Below are 24,894 nucleotides of genomic sequence, written 5' to 3'. Positions count from 1 at the left end.
AACAGCACACGCAGAAGGGCCATTGTGGCAGACCACTACGAGGTACTCGGCGTCTCTCGTGACGCCTCCACCGACGAGATCAAGAAGGCGTACCGACGCCTCGCTCGTCAGCTCCACCCCGATGTGAATCCGGGTGAGGACGCGGCCGAGCAGTTCAAGCTCGTCACGCATGCATACGACGTCCTGAGCGACGACGATTCCCGTCGCCGCTACGACATGGGCGGCGGAGACGGCGCCGCCGGCAACTTCCAGGGCTTCGGCGGCTTCGGGGACATCTTCGAGACCTTCTTCGGCGCGGGCCAAGGCGGTGGCAGGGGCGCGCGTCCGCGGTCACGCCGCGAACGGGGACAGGACGCCCTCGTCCGGGTGACCCTCGATCTCGGCGACGTCGTCTTCGGTGCGCACCGCGACATCGAGGTCGACACGGCCGTGCTGTGCGAGACGTGCAACGGCTCGTGCTGCCAGGAGGGCACGTCGCCCGTCACCTGTGACATCTGCGGCGGCTCCGGACACGTTCAGCGTCAGGTGCGGAGCCTGCTCGGCAACGTCGTGACCTCTCAGCCCTGCGGCACCTGCGAGGGCTACGGCACGACGATCCCGTATCCGTGCGGCACCTGCGGCGGCCAGGGGCGGGTGCGCTCGCGTCGCACCGTCTCGCTCGACATCCCCGCCGGCGTCGAGACCGGGCTGCGCCTGCAGCTGCCGGGCTCTGGCGAGGTCGGCAAGGCGGGTGGCCCGAACGGCGACCTGTACGTCGAGGTCACCGTGAACCCGCACCCGTCTTTCAGCCGCGACGGCGACGACCTGCTGGCGACGCTGGAGGTGTCGATGCCGGATGCGATCCTCGGCACCGAGACCACGATCCAGGGTCTCGACGGCGAGGTCGATCTCGAGATCCGCTCGGGCGTCCAGTCCGGCGACGTGTTGACGATCAAGGGCCGCGGCATCACGCCGCTGCGGGGCAACCAGCGCGGCGACCTCCGCGTCGGCGTGCAGGTGGTCACTCCGACCCGGCTCGACTCCGCGCAGCGCGCGCTCATCGAGGACTTCGCGAAGAAGACCAAGGCACCGGGCCCGCAGCTGGCGCAGTTCCAGCAGGGGCTGTTCTCGAAGCTCCGCGACCGCTTCCGTTCGCACTGATCCGGACGGCGCTCATGGCACTCCACTTCCTCGTCGAGAACTCCTCGGATGCGGCGGTCGGCGACCTCGTGTCGCTCACCGGCGCCGAGGCGAAGCACGCCGCCGTCGTCCGACGGCTCCGCGTCGGTGAGGCGGTGACGGTCGGCGACGGCTCGGGGGTGTGGCTGACCGGCGTCGCCGAAGAGGTGTCTCCGTCCCGCGTCGACGTGCGCGTGGCCGAGCGATCGGTCGACCCCGCGCCCAGCCCTCGCATCGTGCTCGTGCAGGCTCTCGCGAAGGGCGATCGCGACGAGCTCGCCGTGCAGGCGGCATGCGAGCTCGGCGTCGATGAGATCGTGCCGTGGCAGGCGAGCCGAAGCGTGTCCCGATGGGATGGTCCCAAGGCCGTCAAGGGGCGCGAGCGGTGGGCGACGATCGTCCGCGAGGCGGCGAAGCAGGCTCACCGGGCGTGGGTCCCGGAGGTGGCGCCTCCGGCGTCGACCGCCGACCTCGCGAGACGCGCCGCATCTCAGCGGGTGCTGCTTCTCGACCCGACCGCCCCCGTGCGGTTGTCCGAGCTCGAGCCGGACGGCAGGGACATCGTCCTCGTCGTCGGGCCCGAGGGCGGTATCTCCGACGACGAGCTCTCGAAGCTGTCGGATGCCGGCGCCGAGCGTGTGCTGCTCGGAGACACCGTGCTGCGCACGTCCACGGCGGGCCCGGCTGCGATCGCCGTGCTGTCGGTCGCACTCAGCCGCTGGTGATCAGGCTACGGACCCGGCAGTGCTGCGGTCAGTAGACTGGGAGCATGTCCGAGCCCTCGATCTTCACGCGCATCCTCAACGGCGACATCCCGGGTGAGATCCTGCTCGACACCGGCCGCGTGTTCGCGATCCGGGACATCAACCCGCAGGCACCGCTGCACGCGCTCGTGATCCCCAAGACCGAGGACTACCGCGACGTCACGGAGCTCGCCGAGGGCGACCCCGGTCTGCTCGCGGAGATCGTCGCGGCTGCGAAGCAGCTCGCCTCCGAGCATGCGAACGGCGAATACCGCCTCATCTTCAACAACGGCGCCAGCGCCGCCCAGTCCGTCTTCCACGTGCACGCCCATGTGCTCGGCAACATCGAGGAGAGCAAGCTCGTTGGCTTCTGACGAAAACGACCTGACCGCATCCGACACCGCCGTCGAGAAGATCTACGCCGACGGCGTCGCCATGGTGCAGCTCCTCGGTCCGCAGGATCGACTGCTCCGGATGCTCGAGAAGGAGCACCGCGACGTCCAGGTGCTCGTGCGCGGCAACGAGATCACGCTCACCGGCGCGCCGGAGGCAGTCGCGAAGGCGAAGACCCTGGTCGACGAGCTGATGACCATGACCAAGGCAGGCCACGACCTCGCCCCGAGCGACGTGACGAGCTCGGCCCGCCTGCTGCGCAACGACGGCGGCCCTCGCCCGAGCGAGGTACTCGGAGAGGCGATCCTGTCGACCAGGGGCAAGGTCATCCGTCCCAAGACGCTGGGGCAGAAGGAGTACGTCGACGCGATCGAGGAGAACACGATCGTCTTCGGCATCGGCCCGGCCGGTACCGGAAAGACCTACCTCGCGATGGCCAAGGCCGTCCAGGCCCTGCAGCGCAAAGAGGTCACCCGCATCATCCTCACCCGCCCCGCGGTCGAGGCTGGAGAGCGGCTCGGATTCCTGCCCGGCACGCTCACCGACAAGATCGACCCGTACCTCCGCCCGCTCTATGACGCGCTGAACGAGATGATGGACCCCGAGATCGTCCCTCGTCTGATGGCGACGGGCACGATCGAGGTCGCCCCTCTCGCCTACATGCGCGGCCGCACGCTCAACGACTCGTTCGTGGTGCTCGACGAAGCGCAGAACACGACTCCCGAGCAGATGAAGATGTTCCTCACGCGTCTCGGCTTCGGGTCGAAGATGGTCGTCACCGGTGACATCACCCAGGTCGATCTCCCGCAGGGATCCTCGGGACTCCGGCTCGTCACCCGCGTGCTCGACGGCATCGACGACATCCATTTCGCGCGGCTCACGAGCGACGACGTGGTGCGTCACTCGCTGGTCGGACGGATCGTCGACGCCTACAGCGAGTATGACGAGCGGCGCACCGCCCAGCGCTACGAGCGCGAGCAGGCGGCGGAGTTCGCCAACCGTGCCGACCGGCGGGGCGCACAGCGACCAGGACCCCGAGACCGGATGCCGAAACGAGGCCTCTCCTGATGAAACGAGCACAGCCATGATCGAGATCAACAACGAGTCGGCCATCGACGTCGACGAGACCGTGCTGCAGCGCCTGACAGACTTCAACCTCGCGCAGATGCATGTCAGCCCGGACGCCGAGGTCGCGATCGTGCTCGTCGACGAGGCTGCCATGGAGGCCCTCCACGTGCAGTGGATGGATGAGCCCGGTCCGACCGACGTGCTCAGCTTCCCGATGGACGAGCTGCGCCCGGGCACCGAGGATCGCCCCACGGCCCCGGGGCTGCTGGGAGACATCGTGCTGTGTCCTCAGGTCGCCGAGGCTCAGGCCCAGGCCGCCGGCCACACCCTGATGGACGAGCTGATCCTGCTCACCACCCACGGTCTGCTGCACCTCCTCGGCTTCGATCACGCCGAGCCCGACGAGGAGCGCGAGATGTTCGGACTGCAGAAGGAGCTCATCCAGGGCTTCGCCGCGGCTGAACGTCGACGATGACCGCGGCCCTCCTGCTCGCAGGCGCTGTCCTGCTCGTCGCCTTCGGCGGCCTGATGGCGGCGATCGACGCCGCCTTCGGCGTCACGTCCCGGTCGGACATCGAGGAGATGGGCGCGGAGGGGCGCAACGGCCCCCAGCTGGTGCGCATCGCCGCCGACCCTGACGCACACGTCAACGCCGTCGCATTCATCCGCGTGCTCGCCGAGACGGCGGCCGCGGTGCTCGTCACGGTGGCGTTCAGCATCCTGTTCGACAACATCTGGTGGGCGATGCTGGCCGCAGCGCTGCTCATGACGGGTATCAGCTTCGTGCTGGTGGGGGCGAGCCCTCGATCCTTCGGGCGGCACCACGCCGAGGGCATGCTCCGGGCCAACGCACGCATCGTCCGCGGGCTGCGCATCATCCTGGGGCCACTCGCTCACGGACTCGTGGTGCTCGGCAACCGGGTGACCCCCGGGCGGGGACGCAGCTCGTTCACGTCTGAGGAGCAGCTGCTGAGCATGGTCGACGAGGCCGCCTCGAACGATCTGATCGAGGCTGACGACCGCGACCTCATCCACTCCGTATTCGACTTCACCGACCAGTTCGTGCGTGCGGTGATGGTGCCGCGCACCGAGATGGTGACGGTCGATGCGACGGCGACCACGAGCGAGGCGATGACGCTGTTCCTGCAGCGGGGAGTCTCGAGGATGCCGGTGGTCGACGACGACGCCGATGACGTGGTCGGAGTGCTCTATCTGAAGGACCTGGTGCTGTTCGCCTTCCGCGACGAGAACGCCTGGCGAACCGCATCCATCCGTCCGATCTCGCGACCCGCGACCTTCGTGCCGGAGTCCATGCGCGCCGAGACCCTCCTGCAGCAGATGAAGCGGGATGCCGTGCACGTGTGCCTCGTGATCGACGAGCACGGCGGCATCTCGGGGCTCGTGACCCTGGAGGACCTCATCGAGGAACTCGTGGGCGAGATCTCCGACGAGTACGATCAGGTATCGGCAGAGGTCGTCGAACTCGGCGACGGACGCTATCGCGTGAGCTCCCGACTCTCGCTGGAGGACGTCGGCGATCTGTTCGGCCTCGAGCTCGAGGACGAGGACGTCGATTCCATCGGCGGTCTGCTGGGCAAGGCACTCGGACAGGTCCCGCAACCGGGATCCACAGCGACGGTCGAGGGATTGACCCTCACCGGCGGCGCGTCTCGAGGACGAGGGCGCGGAATCGCGACCGTCTTCGTGGAACGAGCGGCAGACGACGCGGGTCATGCCGCAGAGGAGAGAGACGGAAACGATGACTGAGCAGACGCGGAGCGGGTTCGTGACCTTCGTGGGACGACCGAACGTCGGGAAGTCCACTCTCACGAATGCGCTGGTGGGCGAGAAGATCGCGATCACCAGTGAGAAGCCGCAGACGACGCGACGGGCGATCCGCGGGATCGTGAACCGTCCGCAGGGGCAGCTCGTCATCGTCGACACCCCCGGCATCCACAAGCCCCGTACGCTCCTCGGCGAGCGCCTGAACGACCTCGTCGAACAGGTGCTCGGCGACGTCGACGTGATCGGCTTCTGCGTGCCGGCGACCGAGAAGGTCGGGCCCGGCGACCGCCGCATCGCGACGTCCCTCGACGGATACCGTCGTGCCAAGAAGATCGCCATCGTCACGAAGACGGACGCGGCCAGTCGCGACCAGATCACCGAGCGACTGATGGAGGTCGACGCGCTGCGCGAGGACTGGGACGCGGTGATCCCGATCTCCGCGCTCACGAACGACCAGCTGGAGGTGCTCGCCGACGAGGTGCTCGCACTGATGCCCGAGGGGCCGGCTCTGTACGGCGAGGGTGTCACGACCGACGAGTCGGAGGAGGACCGGATCGCCGAGATGATCCGCGAGGCCGCGCTCGACGGGGTCCGCGACGAGCTTCCCCACTCGATCGCGGTCGTGATCGACGACATCGCCCCGCGTGAGGGAACCGACCTGACCGATGTGCACGCATCCATCGTGGTGGAGCGTGACAGCCAGAAGGCGATCATCATCGGCCACAAGGGCAAGCGTCTGGCCGATGTCGGACGCCGGGCCCGTGTCGGGATCGAAGAGCTTCTCGGCACGAGGGTGTTCCTGGGCCTCCATGTGAAGGTCGCGAAGGAATGGCAGCGCGACCCGAAGCAGCTCGGCCGCCTCGGCTTCTGACCCTCGACACGAGAGGCGGCGAGGATCCGGCGCTCCAGCGGTACGGCCGCAGGACTCTCCCGCAGGGGTAGGGTCGCGATATGACACTCGCACAGCACTGGATCGCATCGTCGTGGGGCGCCCCTGAGACATGGGAGTTCGTCGACTACGAGGTGCCGTCTCCCGGCCGCGGTGAGGTGACGATCCGCGTGGAGGCCGCCGGGGTGAATCCCGCGGACGCCAAGCACGTCGCGTCTGCTCACCAGGGCGTGCAGCTGCCTGTGCCGATCGGCTACGAGGTCTCGGGCACGATCAGCGCGATCGGACCCGACACGCGGATCGGCTCGGGGGAGGCGAAAGAAGGGGACGAGGTCGTCGCCTTCCGCGTGCGCGGGGGATACGCGACCGAGCTGACCGTGCCTGCCGAGAAGGCCTTCGCGAAGCCGACCACACTCACGCACGCGGAAGCCGCGAATCTGCTGCTCGCCGGCACCACGGCCGCTGAGATGCTCTGGGTGACTGGCGCGGCACCGGGGGAGACGATCCTCCTGCACGGCGCGTCGGGAGCGGTGGGAGTGAGCGTGCTGCAGCAGGCCGCGCTGCGGGGGATCCGAGTGATCGGCACCGCGAGCGCCGAGCGGTTCGACGTCGTCCGTCGTCTCGGGGGAGTCCCCGTGCGATACGGGGCCGGCCTGGCGGATCGGGTCCGGGGGGCCGCGGGCGAGGCGGGCGTCTCGGCAGCCCTCGACGCGGTGGGCACGGACGAGGCCGTGGACGTGTCCCTCGAGCTGGTCGCAGACCGCCAGCGCATCGTCACGATCGCAGCGATGGGCAGGGCCGCCTCCGACGGCATCCGGGTGATCGCCGGTTCGATGCCCGTCAGCGCCCGATTCCGGGACGAGGTGCGCGGGGAACTGATCGCTCTCGCTCAGAACGGAGATCTGATCGTTCCCGTGGCGCGGACGTTCGCCCTGGAGGAGGCTCCGGCGGCACTCGCTCTGCTCGCCGAAGGGCACCCCGGCGGAAAGCTCGCTCTGATCCCGTCGTCCTAATCGATCTCGCGCAGCGCCGAGGTCACGACCACCACCCCATCGCCGTAGGCCGCATCCATCGCGTTCTGCACCGACCCGTCGTCCCACACGACCTGCATCCAGACATAGCCGCGTTCGGTCCACAGGGTGAGCGCATCGCGTCCCACGGCATTCGACAGCTCGTCTGACACCTGCGCCAGCTCAGCCTCGGAGCTCGCGCCTGGGACACCGCCCGTGGGATCCTCCGGTCGGACAGGGTCGTACAGGGCGAGCATGATCGGAGGATCGGTGACCGCGTATCGCTCGCCGTCGAAGGTTCCGTACACCGCGTAGGTTCCCCACGTGGTGTCGCCGCTGGATTCGCTCCCGTCTACCCCGTCCCAGGTCCAGCCGTCGAGGGGAAGGCCCGAGCACTGCGGTGGATACGACTCGGCGACGATTCCGAGGCAGAGCCGAGGCTCACCGTCCACATCGAGCACCGTGCCGGTGCCGATCACCCGTCCTTCCGGCGGTGGGACGCTCGCGGCATCCCAGGTCGGTGAGGCCGAACTCGTCGGCGCGGATGCAGCTCCGGAACCGGACGAGCAGGCGGCGAGGCCGCACATCCCGATGACGGCGACGGCGGCGAGAAGCATGCGGCTGTGCGATGTGCTCATGCCTGACAGTATCTCGTGACGGGTGATCGTCTCACGGCGGCTCGGAGCGGATCGGCATCCCTGCTACCATGGCCGCATGCCTTTCGGCGGTCTGCTTCTTCTTAGCTGCCGCGACGAGTCCTAAAGCTAGGGCCTTCCTCGTCGCGGCGCTTGTGTTGGCCCGTTCACAATTCTGACGAAGAGAAGAAGCCCCATCATGCAGAACACTCAGCGCCCGTCTGCGATGCCGATCCACAAGTATCGGCCGTACCACGAGCAGATCACGGTCAACCTGCCCGACCGCACCTGGCCGGACGCCCGCATCACCGAGGCGCCCCGTTGGTGCGCAGTCGACCTCCGCGACGGCAATCAGGCGCTCATCGACCCGATGTCGCCCGAGCGCAAGCGCGTCATGTTCGAACTCCTCGTCAGCATGGGGTACAAGGAGATCGAGGTCGGATTCCCCTCGGCGAGCCAGACCGATTTCGACTTCGTCCGTCAGCTCATCGAAGAGAACCTGATCCCGGATGACGTCACCATCCAGGTGCTGACCCAGGCGCGCGAGCATCTGATCGCCCGCACGTACGAGTCGATCTCCGGGGCCAAGCAGGCGATCGTGCACCTCTACAACTCGACCAGCGTGCTGCAGCGCGAGGTCGTCTTCCGCACTGACAAGCAGGGCATCATCGACATCGCGCTCGAGGGTGCTCGGCTCTGCCGTCAGTACGAGAAGACCATCCCCGACACGAAGGTCTACTACGAGTACTCGCCCGAGAGCTACACGGGAACCGAGCTCGAGTTCGCCGTCGACGTCTGCAACCAGGTGATCGAGGTCTTCGAGCCCACCCCCGACCGTAAGGTCATCGTCAACCTGCCGGCGACCGTCGAGATGGCCTCGCCGAACGTCTACGCCGACTCGATCGAGTGGATGAGCCGCAACCTGGCGCACCGCGAGAACGTGATCCTGTCGCTGCACCCGCACAACGACCGTGGCACGGCGATCGCGGCGGCCGAGCTCGGCTACATGGCCGGGGCCGACCGCATCGAGGGCTGCCTGTTCGGCAACGGCGAGCGCACCGGAAACGTCGACATCGTGGCGCTGGGCATCAACCTCTTCACGCAGGGCATCGATCCGCAGATCGACTTCAGCGACATCGACCAGGTCAAGCGCACCGTCGAGTACTGCAACCAGCTGCCGGTGCCCGAGCGGTCGCCGTGGGCGGGCGACCTGGTCTTCACCGCGTTCAGCGGGTCGCACCAGGATGCGATCAAGAAGGGCTTCGAGGCGATGGCTGCCCGTGCCGAGGCTGAAGGCGTCACGGTCGACGACATCGAATGGGCCGTCCCCTACCTGCCGGTCGACCCGAAGGATCTCGGACGCTCCTATGAGGCCGTGATCCGTGTGAACTCGCAGTCCGGCAAGGGCGGCGTCGCCTATCTGCTCAAGGCGGACCACGCGATCGACCTGCCGCGCAAGCTGCAGATCGAGTTCTCGGGCGTCGTCCAGAACAAGACCGACGCCGAGGGCGGCGAGGTCACGAGCGAGCAGATCTGGTCGATCTTCAACGACGAGTACCTGCCCGCCACTGACACCGAGGCAAAGTGGGGGCGGTTCGAGCTGCTCTCGACGCAGACCCGCAGCGACATGTCGGGTGACGTGGTGCTCGACGTGACACTGCGCGACGACGATCAGCAGGTGTCCGTCGCCGGTAACGGCAACGGACCGATCGCCGCGTTCATCGAGGTGCTGCGCGGTCAGGGCTTCGACATCACTCTCTACGACTACGTCGAGCACGCACTCAGTGCAGGTGGCGACGCACAGGCTGCGGCGTATGTCGAGCTGCAGGTCGGCGATCAGCGCCTGTGGGGCGTCGGCATCGACGGAGACATCTCGACGGCATCCCTCAAGGCGATCGTCTCGGGCGTCAACCGCTCGATCCGCACGCGCCAGCTGGAGCTGGCAGCGGTCTGACGGTCGACGAGAACGCCCCCGCGGTCATCGACCGCGGGGGCGTTACGTCTGCCCCGTGCCGAGGATCGGTCACTCAGGGCTCGGCGTGACGACCTGGATCACTCCGGTCTCTGCGGCGACCTTGCGGCGATACAGGCGACGTTGCTCCGGAAGCGAGACGTCGAAGCTCACGGCGAGCACTCGGATCACCGCGGTGACGACGATGCCGAGCACGGCGGCGAGCGTGATCGACATCCCGAGTCCGTTCGCGGTGGCGATGAAGACGCAGCCGGCACCGGCGGCGACGGCGTAGAGCGAGCCGACATGCATGATCGAGGTCGGCAGGCCCATCAGCATGTCGCGCAGCACGCCGCCGCCGACCGCTGCGCAGACGCCGATGAACACCGCGGGAACGGGAGGGATGCCGAAGGCGATCGCCTTGCTCGTGCCGAACGCGCCGAACATGCCGATCACCACGGCGTCGAGCACCACGATGACGGTGTTGAGACGGTTGAAGAGTCCCGCGAGCAGCATCCCGAGCAGCGAGGCGCCGGTGGCCGTGAGCAGGTACCAGTTGCTCTGCAGCGTGGCCGGAGTCTGACCGAGCAGGATGTCGCGGATGAGACCGCCGCCCATACCGATCATGATGCCGATGATCGCGACGCCGAGCCAGTCGAGTCGTCGCTGCCCCTGGAACCCCGACGCGAACATCGCGCCCTGCACGCCGCCGAGGCCGACGCCGAGGAGGTCCGCCCAGAGCGGAATGGTGAAGAGCGGTTCGGTCACGCCTCTATTCTCCCGCACGGAGGATAATCGAACGGTGCCCACCTACCGAGACGAAGCGGTGATCCTGCGCACCCACAAGCTGGGTGAGGCGGATCGCATCGTCACCATGCTGTCGCGTCAGCACGGCAAGATCCGTGCGGTGGCCAAGGGCGTCCGGCGCACGTCGTCGAAGTTCGGGTCGCGCCTCGAGCCGTTCATGGTGGCCGACGTGCAGCTGTATCAGGGACGTTCGCTCGACATCGTGCAGCAGGCGGAGTCGCTCGGCTCCTACGGTTCCGACATCGCGGCCCACTACGACCGGTTCACATCGGCGAACGCGATGGTCGAGACCGCCGATCGGCTGAGCGACTCCGAGGCGACGCCCGAGCAGTACCTGCTGCTGGTGGGCGGGCTGCGTGCGCTCTCGCGGGGCGAGCATTCCCCCAGGAGCATCCTCGACTCCTACCTTCTGCGCGTGATGGCGCTGTCGGGATGGGCGCCGTCTCTCGGCGACTGCGCACGATGCGCCGCCCCCGGCCCGCACGCGCACTTCGTCGGTCAGCTCGGAGGCGCCGTATGCGTGAACTGCGCGCCGGCCGGAAGTCCGAAGGTGGCAGAGAAGACCCTGTCGCTGCTGCGATCCCTCATGACCGGAGAGTGGGAGGCGATCGATGCCGCGCCTCACGCGGACAACGCCGCGGCATCAGGCCTCGTCGCTGCCTATGCGCAGTGGCACCTGGAGCGCGGCATCCGCTCGCTGGCCCACCTCGTGGCCGACATCCCTCGAGAAGGAGCACGGTGAGCCCCAAGCCCTACACCCACAAGGATGCCGTCGCCTATCGTCCGCTCGACTGGACGGGCGTCCACCCGCCGGCGTTCCGAGCGGTGCCCGAGCACGTCGCCATCGTCATGGACGGCAACGGCCGCTGGGCGAACCGCCGCGGACTGAACCGCGTCGAGGGGCACAAGGCGGGGGAGGAAGTGCTCCTCGACGTCGTCGCCGGTGCGATCCAGGCAGGGGTCAAGCATCTCTCCGTCTACGCGTTCTCGACTGAGAACTGGGCCCGGTCTCCCGAGGAGGTGCGCTTTCTCATGGGGTACAACCGCGACGTGCTGCACCGTCGACGTGATCAGCTCAACGAGTGGGGCGTGCGCGTGCGATGGGCTGGACGCAAGCCCCGGCTGTGGGGCAGCGTGATCAAAGAGCTGCAGTACGCGGAGCAGCTCACGAAGAGCAATGACGTGCTCACCCTCACCATGTGCGTGAACTACGGCGGGCGTATCGAGTTGGTCGACGCGATGCGCGCGATCGCCGCCGATGTCGCGGCGGGACGGGTGAAACCGAACGCGATCACCGAGAAGATGATCCGTCGCAACCTCTACGTGCCGGACATGCCCGACGTCGACCTGTTCCTGCGCAGCTCCGGCGAGCAGCGCACCTCGAACTTCCTGCTCTGGCAGGCGGCGTATGCCGAGATGGTGTTCCTCGACACGCTCTGGCCCGATTTCTCTCGCGAGGAGCTCTGGCGCGGGATCGGGGTCTACCTGTCCCGCGATCGTCGTTTCGGCGGGGCGATCGACACCCCCGACGTTTCCGCCTGAGCCCGCAGCCACCGTTCCGTCTCTCGCGGGTGGCGCAGCCGGACGATGAGAAGATGGGGCTGCTCGCTCACGACGTCGGGCATCCGCTCGGTCCACTTGTGCAGCGTTAGCGTCTGCCAGGCGATGATGTTCTCCTCGGGATCTCCCGAGAACATCCGCCAGATCGGCTTCTCGACGTTGCCGTTCCACATGCGGGTGCGCAGGATGCTGCGCCCGAGCGTGCGCCGCAGCAGACGTGCCCGGACCACGCGATACGGGTAGTCCAGCCAGATCACGACCTTCGCACGAGGAGCGAGGATCTCATCGGTTCCCTTGCTCGTGTACTGCCACTCGGTGACCCAGCGGTCCTCCGCAGCGAAGGCGCGGACGTCGTCGAGGAAGGACGGCCGTGGAGTCCAGTTCTCACCGTGGAAGAGTCCGTCGATCTCGACGTGACGCAGATCCCAGAGGTCGGCGATGCGTCGTGCGAGCGTCGTCTTGCCGGATCCAGTGACACCGGCGATCAGCACTCTCTCCGGCCGAAGCGGCAGCGGATCGTCGGCGGAGAGCATCTGAGAATCCTAACGACGGAATAGCCCATAGGTGCATACGGTTGGATGTCAATGTGAGTGAAGCCATCTCGATCGACATCTGGTCCGACATCGCCTGCCCGTGGTGCTACATCGGCAAGCGCAACCTCGAGAAGGGTCTCGAAGCCGTCTCCGGCGACGACGACGCGCCGCAGGTGAACATCACCTTCCATTCGTTCGAGCTCTCGCCCGACACCCCGGTCGACTTCGACGGGGATGAGATCGACTTCCTCGCCGGTCACAAGGGGATGCCGCGCGACCAGGTCGAGCAGATGCTGTCGCACGTCACCGGAGTTGCCGAGAACGCCGGGCTCGCGTACCGCTTCGACCTCCTTCAGCACACCAACACCGTGAAGGCGCACGAGCTCCTTCACTTCGCGAAGGCGCAGGGTGTGCAGCACGCGATGGAGGAGCGGCTGATGTCCGCGTACTTCACCGAGGGCAAGCACGTCGGCCGTATCGACGACCTGGTCGAACTCGCGGTCGAGGTCGGACTCAACCCGGATGACACGAGAGAAGCACTGGTGTCCGCTCGTCACCTCGCCGACGTCCGCCAGGACCAGGCGCAGGCCCAGGCCTATGGGATCCAGGGCGTGCCGTTCTTCGTGATCGACGGTCAGTACGGCATCAGCGGAGCGCAGCCGCCCGCAGCGTTCGAGAACGTCCTGCGTGACCTCTGGGCCAAGCGCGGTGAGACCGAGCCGGAAGCCGAAGCCGAGAAGGCCGCGGTCTAGCGGGTCAGCGCGGCTTCGATCGCGCCGACGATCTCGGGGTCGTTCGGCTTCTGCTTCGGGCGGAAGCGGACGACCTCTCCGTCGGGAAGCACCAGGAACTTCTCGAAGTTCCACTCGACGCGACCTGCCTTGCCGCCGGCATCCGGGGTCTCCTTGAGCGTCTTGTAGAGATCGGTGGCGTTCTTGCCGTTGACCTTCACCTTGTCGTTGATCGGGAAGGTCACACCGTACGTGGTCGAGCAGAACTCGAGGATCTGATCGACCGATCCCGGCTCCTGCCCGAAGAACTGGTTGCAGGGGAACCCGACGACGCTGAACCCGCGGTCGCCATACAGGCGCTGCAGCTCCTCGAGCTGCTCGTACTGCGGAGTGAGGCCGCACTTCGAGGCGACGTTCACCACGAGGACGACATCGGCACCCAGATCATCGAGTGTCTTCTCGTTGCCGTCGGCGTCTGTGAAGGGGATGGAACGGACTGCGGGATCGGTCATATTCACAGCTTAGGTCGATGCGCCAAGACCGGCTCCGTGTCTGGGAGAATGGAGGGGACATGACTCTCGCCACCGCCTCAGCTCGCACCCTCAACATCGGTCCGATCGCCCTCGACGTGCCGGTCGTCCTCGCACCCATGGCGGGTATCACGAACACCGCGTTCCGCAGGCTGTGCCGCGAATACGGTGCGGGGCTCTACGTGAGCGAGATGATCACCTCGCGCGCGCTGGTCGAGCGCAACGAGACCACGATGCGACTCATCCGCCACCACGAGTCCGAGACTCCGCGGTCGATCCAGCTCTACGGCGTCGACCCGCACACGATCTCCGAGGCCGTCCGCATCATCGTCGCCGAAGACCACGCCGACCACATCGACCTGAACTTCGGATGCCCGGTCCCCAAGGTCACGCGCAAGGGCGGGGGAGCGGCGCTGCCGTGGAAGAGCTCTCTCTTCTCGCAGATCGTCACCCAGGCGGTCAAGGCGGCGGGCGACGTGCCCCTGACCATCAAGATGCGCAAGGGCATCGATCCCGACCACCTCACGTTCCTCGACGCCGGGCGCGCTGCCGAAGACGCCGGTGTCTCGGCCATCGCGCTGCATGCGCGGACGGCGAGCGAGTTCTACTCCGGCTTCGCGGACTGGAACGCGATCGGCGAGCTCAAGCAGGCCGTCACCAGCGTCCCCGTGCTCGGCAACGGCGACATCTGGTCGGCCGACGACGCCGTGCGCATGATGCAGCAGACCGACTGCGACGGAGTCGTCGTCGGACGTGGATGCCTCGGTCGTCCCTGGCTCTTCGGCGAGCTCGCGGCGGCCTTCGGCGCGGAATCGCATCCGGTCGACGCGACCCTCGGGTTCGTGGCCGATGCCTTCCGTCGCCACGCCGAGCTGCTGGTCGAGTTCTTCGAGGATGAGGACCGCGGATGCCGCGATGTCCGCAAGCATGTCGCGTGGTACTTCAAGGGCTATCCGGTCGGCGGCGACATCCGGACGGGGCTCGCGACAGCATCCAGCCTCGCCGAGATCGACGAGCTGCTCGGCCAGCTCGATCATTCGGCGCCGTACCCCGGCGCCGATGCCGAAGGACAGCGCGGTCGGTCCGGTCGCCCGAAACGCCCGGCGCTGCCGGACAAGTGGCTGGAGTCGCGGGAACTCGCGGCGTCGGCCTCAGAGATGATGCGAGGGGCGGAGATCGAGAACAGTGGCGGCTGATCCTCAGGCATACCCGGCTCGCGGACGCTCGGACGGATACGACCCGCGCGATGCCGAGCGATTCTTCGCCGAGACCCATCGATCCGAACGAGACGACTTCGCCCGCGACCGTGCGCGCGTGTTGCACTCGGCGGCTCTGCGTCGACTGGCCGCGAAGACCCAGGTGCTCAGCCCGGCCAGCACAGCCGATTTCGCCCGCAATCGTCTGACCCACTCGCTCGAGGTCGCCCAGGTCGGACGCGAACTCGCCACCGCACTCGGAGTCTCGGCCGATGTGGTCGACACCGCGTGCCTCAGTCACGATCTCGGACACCCTCCCTTCGGGCACAACGGCGAGCGTGCGCTCAACGAGTGGGCCGAACCCATCGGCGGGTTCGAAGGCAATGCGCAGTCGCTGCGCATCCTGAGCCGTCTCGAGGCCAAGGCGATCGACGACGACGGGCGCTCTGTCGGACTCAACCTGACGCGAGCCAGCCTCGACGCGACCTGCAAGTACCCGTGGACCGCCGACAGCCCCGTGCCCGACCCAGGAGGTCGACTCAAGTTCGGCGTGTATCCCGAGGACGAGGCGGTCTTCCGGTGGCTGCGCGAGGGAGTCCCCGGACGCCGACGCTGCATCGAGGCGGAGATCATGGATCTGTCCGATGACATCGCCTATTCGGTGCACGACTTCGAGGATGCGATCGTCAACGGCTACGTCGATGTCGCGCAGCTGTCCGATCCGCGTCAGCATGAGGCGCTCATCGACCGCATCCAGCAGTGGGTCGGGTACGACTTCACCCGCGACGACCTCGCCGATGCCCTGTATCGACTCGCCTCCCAGCCGATGTGGCTGCAGTCCTTCGACCGATCACGGCATGACCTCGCCCGGCTCAAGAACCTGACGAGCGACTTCATCGGCCGCTTCGCGAGAGCAGCCGTCTCGGCGACGCGTGAGGCATACTCCGGCCCCGCTCTCGTGCGCTACAACGCTCACGTCGTGGTGCCGCGGGTGATCGAGGCTGAGATCGCCGTGCTCAAGGGCATCATGGGGCAGGCGATCGTCACGATCGATGCCCGCAAAGGCGTGTACAAAGAGCAGCGGCGGGTGCTGAAGCGTCTGGCCGATGCGCTCTGGTCGACCGACGCGCTGTGGTCTGCCGGCGCGGACGTGCTCGAGCCCGCCTTCTCGGCGGACTTCCTCGCGGCGACGAGCGACGCCGAGCGCGCCCGCGTGATCGTCGATCAGATCGCGAGCCTCACCGATCAGAGCGCGATCGACTGGCACAACAGGCTCGTCGGCGAGATCGACCCTGCGGAGGTCGGGATCTGGACTCCGAGACATGCGCGACCGGGTGCTCGTCAGCACACGCCGCGTCAGGCGGTCATCGAAGGGGTCGGCTGATGCCCCGCATCCGCCAGGCCGATGTCGACGAGGTCAAGGCCCGCACGAACATCGCCGACATCGTCGGGGAGCGCGTCGCACTCAAGTCCGCCGGAGTCGGCTCGCTGAAGGGCCTGTGCCCGTTCCATGACGAGAAGAGCCCCAGCTTCCACGTGCGGCCCCAGGTCGGCTACTACCACTGCTTCGGATGCGGTGAATCGGGTGACGTCTACTCGTTCCTGCGCGAGATGGACCACGTCAGCTTCACCGAGGCCGTAGAGCGACTGGCCGGCCGCCTCGGCTACGCGCTGCACTATGAAGACGGCGGGTCGGCACCGGAGACGAGCGGACGCAGTCGTCTCTATGCGGCCAACACCGCCGCCGCCGAGTACTTCCGCGGCCAGTTGCTCACCGCCGATGCGGAGGCGGGACGCCGGTTCCTCGGGGAGCGCGGCTTCGACGCCGGTGCTGCCGCGCACTTCGGCGTGGGCTTCGCGCCGCGCGGGTGGGACAAGATGTTGAAAGCCCTCACGGCTCAGGGGTTCACGCGCGAGGAACTGAGTGCTGCCGGTCTGGTGTCGACAGGTCAGCGCGGCGTCTACGACCGCTTCCGAGGCCGCCTCGTCTGGCCGATCCGCGACGTCTCCGGTCAGACGATCGGGTTTGGTGCGCGCAAGCTCTTCGACGACGACCAGGGGCCGAAGTACCTGAACACGCCTGAGACGCCGATCTACAAGAAGGCCCAGGTCCTGTACGGCCTCGATCTCGCCAAGCGCGACATCTCGCGGGGCGATCCCCGCCGGGTCGTGGTGGTCGAGGGATACACCGATGTCATGGCGTGTCACCTCGCCGGCCTCACGACCGCGATCGCGACGTGCGGCACGGCGTTCGGAACCGATCACATCAAGGTGCTCCGCCGGGTGATGGGCGACGACAACGCCTCCGGAGAGGTGGTCTTCACCTTCGACGGCGACGAGGCAGGTCAGAAGGCCGCGCTTCGCGCCTTCACCGAGGACGATCGCTTCAACGCGCAGACGTTCGTGGCGGTGGCGCCCGACGGCCTCGACCCGTGCGACCTCAGGCTGCAGCGCGGTGATGCCGCCGTGCGCTCCCTCATGGAGACCAAGCAGCCGATGTTCGAGTTCGCGATCGACAGGAAGCTCAGCGGCTTCGACCTCTCGACGGTCGAGGGCCGGGTGGGCGCGCTGCGCGCGGCAGCGCCGATCGTGGCGGAGATTCGCGATCGTCTGCTGCGACCCGGATACGAGCGGGTGCTCGCGCGAAGGCTGGGCATGGACCCGACCGAGGTGCGCAACGAGGTCGAACGTGCCGCACGTGGGGGAGCGCAGTCCGCGCGGCACGAGGCGGCCAGGCACGAGACCACGATCGACCCCGCCACAGTGGCGCCGGGCATGGCTCCGGTCACTCTTGCGAGCCTGCCGCGAACCGCGGATGTCGCGGTCGAACGCGACGCGCTGATGGGCGCCCTGCAGTACGGTCACCAGATCGATCAGGCGCTGCTCACCCGCGCCCTCAGCGCTCCGTTCCGCACCCCGGGGCTCGACGCCGTGCGCGAGGCCGTCGCGGCCGCGGCTGACCGCACCCGCGCCGGTTGGGTGACGGATGCCGTGAACTCGGTGCGCGAACCCTACCGATCGCTCGCGGGCGAGCTGCTGATGACGCCGTTCCCGGCTCGCAACGAAGACGGCGCCGTCGCCTCGACGACCGATCTCGCCAAGCGGCTCATCATGCGCATCCTCGAGCACGAGAAGCAGGAGCTCCTCGGTGCCGTGCAGCGGGTTCCCGCGGACTCGGACGGCGGGCGCGCCCTGCGGATGCGTCTTCGCGACATCGACGTCGAGCGTCAGCGGTTCGCCGAGTCGTAACGCCGGCTGTCAGGCGCGGCAAGGCAGGATGGAGGAATGTTCTCCCGGCCCGAATCGACCAACGCGATCGACAGCTCTGATCTGGTCATCGATCGAATCGGGCACAGCGGCCCCACCCGCGCGATCGACGGGGTGAGCTTCGCTCTCGCACCGGGCGAGCTCATCTGCGTCGCCGGCCCGACCGGCTCGGGCAAGTCGACGCTCGTCGCGGCGCTGGCAGGATCCACGGATCCGTCGGTCCGGGTCGTCGGAGGCAGCGCTCAGGTGTGCGGAGTCGACATCCGCCGGCCGGGACGCAAGCATCGCCTGCTGACCTACCGCACGGGATTCGTTCCGCAGGGCGCCGGTGCCGACCTCCCTCCCCAGCTCACGGTGAGCGAGATCATCTCAGAGCCGATCCTGATCCGCGAGAAGCGGGTCAATACCCAGGCGCTCTCCATCCGCGTCGCGACGCTGCTCGACGAGTTGCACCTGCCTCTCGGAACAGCCGCGAGGTTCCCGTACGAGTTGAGCGCAGGCATGCGTCAGCGCGTGGCGATTGCGCGATCGTTCGTGCTCGAGCCCTGGGTGCTCATCGCCGACGAGATCCTCGCCAACCTCGATCTCGAGGTGCGGCCCGTGGTGTTCGACGCGATCACCCGTCGGCGCAAGGAGCAGGGGATGGGCGCGCTGCTGGTGACGAACGACGCCGACTTCATCCGTGAGCTGAATGCGGAGACGCTGATGCTGCGCGGGGGTCACGTGGTCGCCCGCGGTGTCGGCAAGGACCTGCTGTGGGCGCCCAACGCCGAGGCGGATTCGGGCCACTGACAGGGGTGCCGACGACACGCCCGACCTGCGGCCCGTGTCACGAGCACGCTCCGGAGTTTGCTAGGATTGACGAGTTGCCCGCACAGCGGAGCACATTCCTCGGTAGCTCAATTGGCAGAGCAGCCGGCTGTTAACCGGCAGGTTCTTGGTTCGAGTCCAAGCCGGGGAGCCAATGAAAAGCCCCTCTTCGGAGGGGCTTTTCCCTTTCTGCGGTGCGAGTCCCCGCTATTGTCTCTTCGAGGTCATTCGATGGTGACCTCCGGATATGCGAACGAGGCCCCGTCGGATGACGGAGCCTCGTTCGGTGATCAGAGCGAGATCAGCGCGCTGCGCCCTTGAGTGACCCGGTGGTCTGGCCGGCGGGGTCGGAGATCACGCACTGCACGACGCGGTCGTTCAGCTCGTCCCAGGTCTGCTGGGTCGGCGTGATCGGGTAGACCTCGAGCACCGAGGCCTCGAAGGCGACACCGACGAAGCTCGTGTAGGCGTCGCCGATGCACTCCTGCGACGCGGCGTCGATGTTCTCCTCGGAGAACTCGCCGTCGTCCATCGTGATCTCGTAGTAGACCTCTTCATCGTGCGGCTGGTCGCACGGGACGACGTCGGCGTCCTCGATGAGACCGCTTGCACTCGCCATCTTGCAGTCGCCGAGCTTCAGCGAGAAGATGTCGATGTTCGAGCTCTCGGTCACCTGTCCGGTGTCCTCGTCGCGGTCGGCGTCGCCCGAGCCGCCCCCCAGGATGCCGTTCAGCGCGCTGCAGCCGGTCAGTGCGACCGACAGCGCCACAGCAGAACCTGCCAGCGCCAGTGCGCGTCGCGTGCGCATCTTCATCATTTCGTCCCCTCCAGAGCCTCTTGGTGAGTGGCATATTGAAATACCACCTCAAGCACGGTATCCGGGCCGGAGTCTGTGATGCAACTCCGAGAAGACTGTGAGCGGGCTGGGAGGGAAGGTCAGGCTTCCAGATCGTCGATGCCGGGGACCCAGCTCGCGCCGGGCTTGCCCCACCCGCGCTTCTTCGCGATCTTCTGGACGGTCTTCCAGTCGCCGTCCGAGAGGCGGTCGATGTAGAGGATGCCGTCGAGGTGGTCGAACTCGTGCTGCATGATGCGGGCGCGCCAGCCGTCGACCGCGATCTCCACAGGCGCCCCGTCGAGATCGACGCCTGAGACCCGCACCCGCTCCGAGCGCCGTAGCGGGAATCGCTCACCCGGGAACGAGAGGCAGCCTTCGGACTCCAGCTCGTCGTCCGGCTCGCCGGGCTCCAGCGGCACCATCCAGAGCTCCGGGTTGATGATCACGCCACGCCACGGCTGCTCGTCATCGTCGACGTACGCGTACGTGTAGATGCGCAGCGGCACGCCGACCTGGGGTGCGGCGAGACCGACGCCCGGGGCCCTGTCCATCGTCTCGAACATGTCGGCGACGAGCGTGCGGATGTCGTCGGAGATCTCCTCGACGACGGAAGCGGGGGAGTGCAGGACGGGGTCGCCCATGATGCGAATAGGAAGAACAGCCACGCCATAACCCTACTCGGCGCACATCGCCGGGTAGGGTCGAAGGGTGAGCATCTCCGTATGGATGACTGGGGCGGAAGACGTCACCGAGCAGCTGGTCGGTGTCTTCCAGAACCCGAAACTGCTCCTCGGCATCCCCCTCGCGCTTGCGGGTGCCGTCTTCATGTCTCTCGGCGCGCAGTATCAGCATCGTGGCGTCGAGAAGGTGGAGCGGCTCAGCGGATCCGACGGAGCCAGCGGTCTGAGCATGAGCCAGATGAAGGGCCTGCTCACCCGGCCCTCCTGGATAGCCGGAACGCTGATGCTCGGCCTGGCGATCGTGTGTCAGCTCGCGGCGCTCTCTCAAGCGCCGCTGATGGTCGTGCAGCCGCTCGGCGCCATCGCGCTCGTCATCACCACGCTGCTCAACGCACGGATCTCGGGTCATTCGCCGACCAGGAAGTCGATCATCGCGATCGTCTGCTGTGTGGGCGGCATCTTCCTGTTCGTCTTCTTCGCAGCGATCTACGCCACGGAGAAGGAGATCACCGACACCGAGCTCTTCACGATCCTGGCGATCCTGCTGGTCGTCATCATCGTGCTCGGCGCCTGCTGGCTGGTGCTCCGCCACCGCATGCGCGCTCTGTTCTACGTCATCGGCGCCGGCATCCTCTACGGTTTCGTCGCCACTCTCGCCAAAGCCGTCATCAGCCGGATCAGCGCCGGCAACTTCGAGTGGATCACCCTCGTGTGCGTCATCGCGCTGATCGCGGCCGGCGCCGTCGGAGCGTACTTCGTCCAGTCCGCCTACAGCTCGGGGCCGCCGGATCTCGTCATCGCCGGACTGACGGTCGTCGACCCCATGGTCGCCGTGCTCATCGGCATGGTCGTGCTCGGAGAGGCCGCGGCGTCACCGCCGTGGGTCCTCGTGATCTTCGCCGTGGCCGGTGCCATCGCGATCTGGGGCGTCGTCAACCTCGCGCGGTACCACCCGCAGGTGCTGAGCGACAGCCAGGACCTCGGGATCACGCGCGGCAGTGACGACGCGACAAAAGACCCCGAGGCCTGAGTTCTCTCGACTTCAGTACGCCGGGTCGATGAGGTCGGGCGAGACCTCTGACGCAGCGGCCTCGTCGACGAAGAAGACGGTGCGCTTGCGGCCCTTGGCGCCCGCGGCTGGAACGTTGGTGTAGCTCGCTCCCGCGAGGGCGAGTCCGAGCGCCGACGCCTTGTCCGCGCCGGTGAGGACCAGCCAGACACGCTTCGACGCGTTGAGCACCGGGCGCGTCAGCGTGACACGCTCCGGCGGAGGCTTGGGAGAGTCGCGAACTGGCAGCGCGGCGGCGTCCGTCACGGTGACCTCGGGGCGATCGGGGAAGAGTGAGGCGATGTGGCCGTCGGGCCCCACGCCGAGGAAGCAGACCGCGAACGAGGGCCACGGGTGCTCGTCGGTCCCGTAGCGCGCGAGATCCGCCGCGTACCCCGAAGCCGCCTCGTCGAGGGTCAGCCCCTCGTCCGCAGCAGCGACCTCGTGGATGTTCTCGGCGGGGACGGGAATGTGGTCGAGCAGGGCCTCACGCGACTGCACCGCATTGCGATCGGCGTCGTCGCGAGCGACGAACCGCTCATCGCCCCACCAGAAGTGAACCAGCGACCAGTCGATCTGACCCGACCTGGGGTCGTCGCGCGTCGCACGCAGAACCGCACCGCCCATCGAACCGCCGGTGAGGGCGATGTGGGCGATGCGGCCGTTGCGCGTGCGCGCACGAAGGCGCGTCAGGAATCTGTCGGCCACGCTCGCGGCAAGTGCTGCGGGCGTGGCTTCGACCACGACCCGCTTCTCTGCGGGCGCTGTCTTCGTCGACATCATTCTCCTGTCTGGGGCGGACCCAGTTTCTCCCAGCCCTCGGTGATCACTCGACCGTACAGGACGTCGGGGTCGAGGCGACGCAGCTCCTCGGCGAGGCACTCCCGCAGCGTGCGGCGCGGCAGGTGCAGGTCGTGGTCGGGCTGGTCGGGCTGCGTGAGCACGGCCACGCCGGGCGTGGGGCGCTCGAGCAGGATGTCGCCCGACGAGCGGTGCAGACGCACCGACTTGATGCCCTCCTGCCAGTGCTCGGGGTCTTCGTACGACCAGGTCACCGGGACGTTGAGGGCCATCTGCAGCCATGCGGCGAGCAGCGCGGTCGACGGCGAGGCCGATCCACCGCGCACCTCGACAGCGGTGACCTCTTCGAACGGCGGCTGATCGAGCACGGCGGCGAGCTGCTCGCGCCAGTGCGTGAGACGGGTCCACGCGAGGTCGGTGTCGCCCGGCGCGTGGGTCTCGCCGAGCAGTCCCAGGCGGTCGCGAACATCGGGTGCGGTCGCGGCATCCGTGATGCGGCGCTGCGCGATCTTGCCGAGGGGAGACGAGGCCGGCGATGTCGGCGCCTCTTCGGGCCACCAGGCGACGACGGGGGCGTCGGGCAGGAGCAGACCTGTGACCAGGCTCTCCTCGTTGCTGGCGGCGTCGCCGTAGGCCCGGAGGACGACGACCTCGGAGGCGCCGGCGTCACCGCCGACGCGGATCTGAGCGTCGAGACGCGACTCGCCCTCACCCGTGGTGAGAACGATGACACGCATGGGGTGCTCGCGGGACGCGTCGTTTGCCGCGTCGATCGCTGCCTCTGCGACGCCGTTGCGTGCAGAGATGATCAGCGTGAGCACACGGCCGAGTGCGACGGCGCCGCCCTCTTCGCGCACCTTGACGAGCTGCTTGGCGACCTGGCTGACGGTCGTGTCGGGAAGGTCGATGATCATGGGCGTCTCCACACTCGTCCATCACGGGCAAGGAGGTCGTCGGCGGATGCCGGACCCCACGAACCGGGTGCGTACTGGTCGACCGGGCCGCCCTCGGCTGCCCAGTACTTCTCCACGGGGTCGAGGATCTTCCAGGAGAGCTCGACCTCCTCATGGCGCGGGAACAGCGGCGGGTCGCCCAGGAGCACGTCGAGGATCAGACGTTCGTACGCCTCGGGGCTCGCCTCGGTGAACGCGTGGCCGTAACCGAAGTCCATGGTGACATCGCGCACGTTGGTGCCGTTTCCGGGCACCTTCGATCCGAAGCGGATCGTGACGCCCTCATCGGGCTGGACGCGGATGACGAGTGCGTTCTGGCCGAGCTCTGCCGTGTTCGAGCGGCCGAAGAGGTGCTCCGGTGCCTTCTTGAACACGACGGCGACCTCGGTCACACGACGCCCCAGACGCTTTCCGGTGCGAAGGTAGAACGGGACGCCGGACCAGCGTCGGGTGTCGATCTCCAGCTTGATCGCGGCATAGGTCTCGGTCGCGGACTCGGGGTTCATCCCGTCCTCGTCGAGGAATCCGGTCACCTGCTCGCCACCCTGCCAGCCGCCCGCGTACTGCCCGCGGGCGGTCGCGAGCGAGAGATCCTCCGGCACGTGGACCGCAGCGAGAACCTTCTCCTTCTCGGCACGCAGGTGCTCGGCGGACAGGCTGATCGGCTCTTCCATGGCGGTGAGCGCGAGCAGCTGCAGCAGGTGGTTCTGGATGACATCGCGCGCCGCACCGACGCCGTCGTAGTAGCCCGCACGGCCACCGACGCCGATGTCCTCGGCCATCGTGATCTGCACGTGGTCGACGTAGTTGCGGTTCCAGATCGGTTCGTACAGCTCGTTCGCGAAGCGCAGGGCCAGGATGTTCTGGACCGTCTCCTTGCCGAGGTAGTGGTCGATGCGGAAGATCGAGTCGGCGGAGAACGCCACCTCGAGGGCGGCATTGAGTTCGCGCGCCGACTCGAGGTCGTGGCCGAACGGCTTCTCGATCACGACACGTCGCCAGCGCTCATCGTCGTCGTCATTCGCTCCGACGAGGCCGGAGTCCTTGAGCTGCTTCGCGACGAGGGGGAAATCCTTCGGCGGGATCGACAGGTAGAACGCGTGGTTGCCCATCGTGCCGCGTTCGACGTCGAGCTGATCGACCGTGTCGCGCAGCTTGCGGAAGGACTCGGGGTTGTCGAACTCGCCCGAGACGAAGCGGATGCCCTGCAGCAGCTGCGCCCACGTCTCTTCGCGGAAGGGCGTGCGTGCATGCTGCTTCACGGCGTCGTACACGACCTGGGCGAAGTCCTGGTCCTCCCAGTCTCGACGGGCGAAGCCCACGAGAGCGAATCCGGGAGGCAGGAGTCCGCGGTTGGCGAGATCGTAGACGGCGGGCATGAGCTTCTTGCGTGACAGATCTCCGGTCACACCGAAGATCACGAGGGCGCTGGGCCCGGCGATCCGGTTGAGGCGGCGATCATCGGGGTCACGCAGCGGGTTGTGCCCGCGCGAGATGGGAACAGACAT

26 protein-coding genes and 1 tRNA gene are annotated in these 24,894 nt (G+C 67.5%); 18 read left to right on the top strand and 9 right to left on the bottom strand.

The genetic code is table 11. The annotated features are described in order from the left end of the window. Positions 1 to 24: 24 nt before the first annotated feature. From dnaJ to QRN21_RS04370, 8 genes are all read left to right on the top strand, one after another. Positions 25 to 1,140: a molecular chaperone DnaJ gene (gene dnaJ, locus QRN21_RS04405; RefSeq protein ID WP_053096522.1), complete on the top strand. Its 1,116-nt coding sequence runs from the start codon at positions 25 to 27 to the stop codon at positions 1,138 to 1,140. A gap of 14 nt (positions 1,141 to 1,154) precedes the next feature. Beyond that, positions 1,155 to 1,883: a 16S rRNA (uracil(1498)-N(3))-methyltransferase gene (locus QRN21_RS04400; RefSeq protein ID WP_053096520.1), complete on the top strand. Its 729-nt coding sequence runs from the start codon at positions 1,155 to 1,157 to the stop codon at positions 1,881 to 1,883. Positions 1,884 to 1,927: 44 nt separating this feature from the next. Then, the gene (locus QRN21_RS04395; RefSeq protein WP_053096519.1) at positions 1,928 to 2,275 is read left to right on the top strand and encodes an HIT domain-containing protein; all 348 of its coding nucleotides are present in this window, start codon (positions 1,928 to 1,930) and stop codon (positions 2,273 to 2,275) included. A gap of 61 nt (positions 2,276 to 2,336) precedes the next feature. After that, positions 2,337 to 3,362: a PhoH family protein gene (locus tag QRN21_RS04390; protein ID WP_230100781.1), complete on the top strand. Its 1,026-nt coding sequence runs from the start codon at positions 2,337 to 2,339 to the stop codon at positions 3,360 to 3,362. Between the two features lie 16 nt (positions 3,363 to 3,378). Beyond that, positions 3,379 to 3,837 carry an rRNA maturation RNase YbeY gene (gene ybeY / locus QRN21_RS04385; RefSeq protein ID WP_053096515.1) on the top strand — a complete coding sequence of 153 codons (459 nt, stop codon included), beginning with the start codon at positions 3,379 to 3,381 and terminating at the stop codon, positions 3,835 to 3,837. Beyond that, on the top strand, positions 3,834 to 5,129 hold the full coding sequence (locus QRN21_RS04380) for a hemolysin family protein (RefSeq protein WP_285363233.1): 1,296 nt from the start codon (positions 3,834 to 3,836) through the stop codon (positions 5,127 to 5,129). The genes ybeY and QRN21_RS04380 overlap by 4 nt, the downstream gene beginning before the upstream one ends. Next, on the top strand, positions 5,122 to 6,018 hold the full coding sequence (gene era / locus QRN21_RS04375; RefSeq protein ID WP_053096511.1) for a GTPase Era: 897 nt from the start codon (positions 5,122 to 5,124) through the stop codon (positions 6,016 to 6,018). Before QRN21_RS04380 ends, era begins: the two co-directional genes overlap by 8 nt. 80 nt (positions 6,019 to 6,098) lie before the next feature. After that, positions 6,099 to 7,049 carry a quinone oxidoreductase family protein gene (locus tag QRN21_RS04370; protein ID WP_053096509.1) on the top strand — a complete coding sequence of 317 codons (951 nt, stop codon included), beginning with the start codon at positions 6,099 to 6,101 and terminating at the stop codon, positions 7,047 to 7,049. Here QRN21_RS04370 and QRN21_RS04365 read toward each other — a convergent pair. Next, complete coding sequence (locus QRN21_RS04365) at positions 7,046 to 7,684, bottom strand: hypothetical protein (protein WP_285363232.1); 639 nt, start codon at positions 7,682 to 7,684, stop codon at positions 7,046 to 7,048. The genes QRN21_RS04370 and QRN21_RS04365 overlap by 4 nt on opposite strands. Before the next feature lie 196 nt (positions 7,685 to 7,880). On the opposite strand from QRN21_RS04365, the gene leuA reads away from it, so the two are divergent. After that, positions 7,881 to 9,635: a 2-isopropylmalate synthase gene (gene leuA, locus QRN21_RS04360; protein WP_053096506.1), complete on the top strand. Its 1,755-nt coding sequence runs from the start codon at positions 7,881 to 7,883 to the stop codon at positions 9,633 to 9,635. 69 nt (positions 9,636 to 9,704) lie between these two features. Here the strand turns inward: leuA and QRN21_RS04355 are convergent, their stop codons facing one another. After that, entirely contained in the window at positions 9,705 to 10,400 is a 696-nt protein-coding gene (locus tag QRN21_RS04355; RefSeq protein WP_285363231.1) for a trimeric intracellular cation channel family protein, read from the bottom strand. 34 nt (positions 10,401 to 10,434) lie between these two features. Between QRN21_RS04355 and recO the strand changes: the two genes are divergently transcribed. Continuing rightward, positions 10,435 to 11,181, top strand: a complete 747-nt coding sequence (gene recO / locus QRN21_RS04350) for a DNA repair protein RecO (RefSeq protein ID WP_053096502.1) — start codon at positions 10,435 to 10,437, stop codon at positions 11,179 to 11,181. Next, positions 11,178 to 11,981, top strand: coding sequence for an isoprenyl transferase (locus tag QRN21_RS04345; RefSeq protein ID WP_285363230.1), 804 nt, complete (start codon positions 11,178 to 11,180; stop codon positions 11,979 to 11,981). Before recO ends, QRN21_RS04345 begins: the two co-directional genes overlap by 4 nt. Here the strand turns inward: QRN21_RS04345 and QRN21_RS04340 are convergent. Further along, positions 11,921 to 12,532, bottom strand: coding sequence for a P-loop NTPase family protein (locus QRN21_RS04340; protein ID WP_285363229.1), 612 nt, complete (start codon positions 12,530 to 12,532; stop codon positions 11,921 to 11,923). The two genes, QRN21_RS04345 and QRN21_RS04340, sit on opposite strands and share 61 nt — an antisense overlap. Before the next feature lie 53 nt (positions 12,533 to 12,585). Between QRN21_RS04340 and QRN21_RS04335 the strand changes: the two genes are divergently transcribed. Next, positions 12,586 to 13,284 (top strand): DsbA family oxidoreductase, encoded by a 699-nt coding sequence (locus tag QRN21_RS04335; protein WP_285363228.1) that lies wholly within the window; start codon positions 12,586 to 12,588, stop codon positions 13,282 to 13,284. Here QRN21_RS04335 and QRN21_RS04330 read toward each other — a convergent pair. Further along, positions 13,281 to 13,775 (bottom strand): glutathione peroxidase, encoded by a 495-nt coding sequence (locus QRN21_RS04330; RefSeq protein WP_053096494.1) that lies wholly within the window; start codon positions 13,773 to 13,775, stop codon positions 13,281 to 13,283. The genes QRN21_RS04335 and QRN21_RS04330 overlap by 4 nt on opposite strands. A 59-nt stretch (positions 13,776 to 13,834) precedes the next feature. Here QRN21_RS04330 and dusB point away from each other — a divergent pair, with 59 nt between their 5' ends. The 5 genes from dusB (at position 13,835) to QRN21_RS04305 (ending at position 19,220) form a co-directional block, all read left to right on the top strand. Further along, a complete protein-coding gene (gene dusB, locus QRN21_RS04325; protein ID WP_053096491.1) occupies positions 13,835 to 14,989 on the top strand; it encodes a tRNA dihydrouridine synthase DusB in 1,155 nt (384 codons plus the stop codon). Next, positions 14,979 to 16,373, top strand: a complete 1,395-nt coding sequence (locus tag QRN21_RS04320) for a deoxyguanosinetriphosphate triphosphohydrolase (RefSeq protein WP_187249759.1) — start codon at positions 14,979 to 14,981, stop codon at positions 16,371 to 16,373. The genes dusB and QRN21_RS04320 overlap by 11 nt, the downstream gene beginning before the upstream one ends. After that, positions 16,373 to 18,238: a DNA primase gene (dnaG, locus tag QRN21_RS04315; protein ID WP_056278891.1), complete on the top strand. Its 1,866-nt coding sequence runs from the start codon at positions 16,373 to 16,375 to the stop codon at positions 18,236 to 18,238. The genes QRN21_RS04320 and dnaG overlap by 1 nt, the downstream gene beginning before the upstream one ends. Before the next feature lie 36 nt (positions 18,239 to 18,274). After that, positions 18,275 to 19,048 (top strand): ATP-binding cassette domain-containing protein, encoded by a 774-nt coding sequence (locus QRN21_RS04310; RefSeq protein ID WP_053096485.1) that lies wholly within the window; start codon positions 18,275 to 18,277, stop codon positions 19,046 to 19,048. Positions 19,049 to 19,144: 96 nt separating this feature from the next. Then, positions 19,145 to 19,220 (top strand) — tRNA-Asn (locus tag QRN21_RS04305). Positions 19,221 to 19,367: 147 nt separating this feature from the next. On the opposite strand, the gene QRN21_RS04300 is transcribed toward QRN21_RS04305, so the two are convergent. Next, positions 19,368 to 19,883, bottom strand: a complete 516-nt coding sequence (locus QRN21_RS04300; protein ID WP_053096476.1) for a septum formation family protein — start codon at positions 19,881 to 19,883, stop codon at positions 19,368 to 19,370. 119 nt (positions 19,884 to 20,002) lie between these two features. Further along, positions 20,003 to 20,569, bottom strand: coding sequence for a peptide deformylase (def, locus tag QRN21_RS04295; RefSeq protein WP_072591388.1), 567 nt, complete (start codon positions 20,567 to 20,569; stop codon positions 20,003 to 20,005). 61 nt (positions 20,570 to 20,630) lie between these two features. On the opposite strand from def, the gene QRN21_RS04290 reads away from it, so the two are divergent. Continuing rightward, positions 20,631 to 21,614, top strand: a complete 984-nt coding sequence (locus tag QRN21_RS04290; protein WP_053096472.1) for a DMT family transporter — start codon at positions 20,631 to 20,633, stop codon at positions 21,612 to 21,614. A 12-nt stretch (positions 21,615 to 21,626) separates the two neighbouring features. On the opposite strand, the gene pgl is transcribed toward QRN21_RS04290, so the two are convergent. Genes pgl through zwf form a run of 3 tightly spaced genes read right to left on the bottom strand, consistent with a single transcriptional unit; the run spans position 21,627 to position 24,894 of the window. Then, positions 21,627 to 22,412 carry a 6-phosphogluconolactonase gene (gene pgl / locus QRN21_RS04285; protein WP_285363227.1) on the bottom strand — a complete coding sequence of 262 codons (786 nt, stop codon included), beginning with the start codon at positions 22,410 to 22,412 and terminating at the stop codon, positions 21,627 to 21,629. Next, positions 22,412 to 23,347, bottom strand: a complete 936-nt coding sequence (locus tag QRN21_RS04280; protein WP_285363226.1) for a glucose-6-phosphate dehydrogenase assembly protein OpcA — start codon at positions 23,345 to 23,347, stop codon at positions 22,412 to 22,414. The genes pgl and QRN21_RS04280 overlap by 1 nt, the downstream gene beginning before the upstream one ends. Next, on the bottom strand, positions 23,344 to 24,894 hold the full coding sequence (gene zwf / locus QRN21_RS04275) for a glucose-6-phosphate dehydrogenase (RefSeq protein WP_053096466.1): 1,551 nt from the start codon (positions 24,892 to 24,894) through the stop codon (positions 23,344 to 23,346). Before zwf ends, QRN21_RS04280 begins: the two co-directional genes overlap by 4 nt.

Source organism: Microbacterium sp. LMC-P-041, from assembly GCF_030209555.1.
In the GTDB taxonomy this organism is placed as follows: domain Bacteria; phylum Actinomycetota; class Actinomycetes; order Actinomycetales; family Microbacteriaceae; genus Microbacterium.
Note: the sequence above shows the minus strand (reverse complement) of the source record. Positions and strands in the feature narration are given on the sequence as shown.

What these genes read in the sequence shown, in the direction of transcription:
- QRN21_RS04400 (WP_053096520.1), top strand. Translation starts at nt 1,155, where the DNA reads ATGGCACTCCACTTCCTCGTCGAGAACTCCTCGGATGCGGCGGTCGGC.
- QRN21_RS04395 (WP_053096519.1), top strand. Translation starts at nt 1,928, where the DNA reads ATGTCCGAGCCCTCGATCTTCACGCGCATCCTCAACGGCGACATCCCG.
- QRN21_RS04390 (WP_230100781.1), top strand. Translation starts at nt 2,337, where the DNA reads ATGGTGCAGCTCCTCGGTCCGCAGGATCGACTGCTCCGGATGCTCGAG.
- ybeY (WP_053096515.1), top strand. Translation starts at nt 3,379, where the DNA reads ATGATCGAGATCAACAACGAGTCGGCCATCGACGTCGACGAGACCGTG.
- QRN21_RS04380 (WP_285363233.1), top strand. Translation starts at nt 3,834, where the DNA reads ATGACCGCGGCCCTCCTGCTCGCAGGCGCTGTCCTGCTCGTCGCCTTC.
- era (WP_053096511.1), top strand. Translation starts at nt 5,122, where the DNA reads ATGACTGAGCAGACGCGGAGCGGGTTCGTGACCTTCGTGGGACGACCG.
- QRN21_RS04370 (WP_053096509.1), top strand. Translation starts at nt 6,099, where the DNA reads ATGACACTCGCACAGCACTGGATCGCATCGTCGTGGGGCGCCCCTGAG.
- QRN21_RS04365 (WP_285363232.1), bottom strand. Translation starts at nt 7,684, where the DNA reads ATGAGCACATCGCACAGCCGCATGCTTCTCGCCGCCGTCGCCGTCATC.
- leuA (WP_053096506.1), top strand. Translation starts at nt 7,881, where the DNA reads ATGCAGAACACTCAGCGCCCGTCTGCGATGCCGATCCACAAGTATCGG.
- QRN21_RS04340 (WP_285363229.1), bottom strand. Translation starts at nt 12,532, where the DNA reads ATGCTCTCCGCCGACGATCCGCTGCCGCTTCGGCCGGAGAGAGTGCTG.
- QRN21_RS04330 (WP_053096494.1), bottom strand. Translation starts at nt 13,775, where the DNA reads ATGACCGATCCCGCAGTCCGTTCCATCCCCTTCACAGACGCCGACGGC.
- dusB (WP_053096491.1), top strand. Translation starts at nt 13,835, where the DNA reads ATGACTCTCGCCACCGCCTCAGCTCGCACCCTCAACATCGGTCCGATC.
- dnaG (WP_056278891.1), top strand. Translation starts at nt 16,373, where the DNA reads ATGCCCCGCATCCGCCAGGCCGATGTCGACGAGGTCAAGGCCCGCACG.
- QRN21_RS04310 (WP_053096485.1), top strand. Translation starts at nt 18,275, where the DNA reads ATGTTCTCCCGGCCCGAATCGACCAACGCGATCGACAGCTCTGATCTG.
- QRN21_RS04300 (WP_053096476.1), bottom strand. Translation starts at nt 19,883, where the DNA reads ATGATGAAGATGCGCACGCGACGCGCACTGGCGCTGGCAGGTTCTGCT.
- QRN21_RS04290 (WP_053096472.1), top strand. Translation starts at nt 20,631, where the DNA reads ATGACTGGGGCGGAAGACGTCACCGAGCAGCTGGTCGGTGTCTTCCAG.
- pgl (WP_285363227.1), bottom strand. Translation starts at nt 22,412, where the DNA reads ATGTCGACGAAGACAGCGCCCGCAGAGAAGCGGGTCGTGGTCGAAGCC.
- QRN21_RS04280 (WP_285363226.1), bottom strand. Translation starts at nt 23,347, where the DNA reads ATGATCATCGACCTTCCCGACACGACCGTCAGCCAGGTCGCCAAGCAG.
- zwf (WP_053096466.1), bottom strand. Translation starts at nt 24,894, where the DNA reads ATGTCTGTTCCCATCTCGCGCGGGCACAACCCGCTGCGTGACCCCGAT.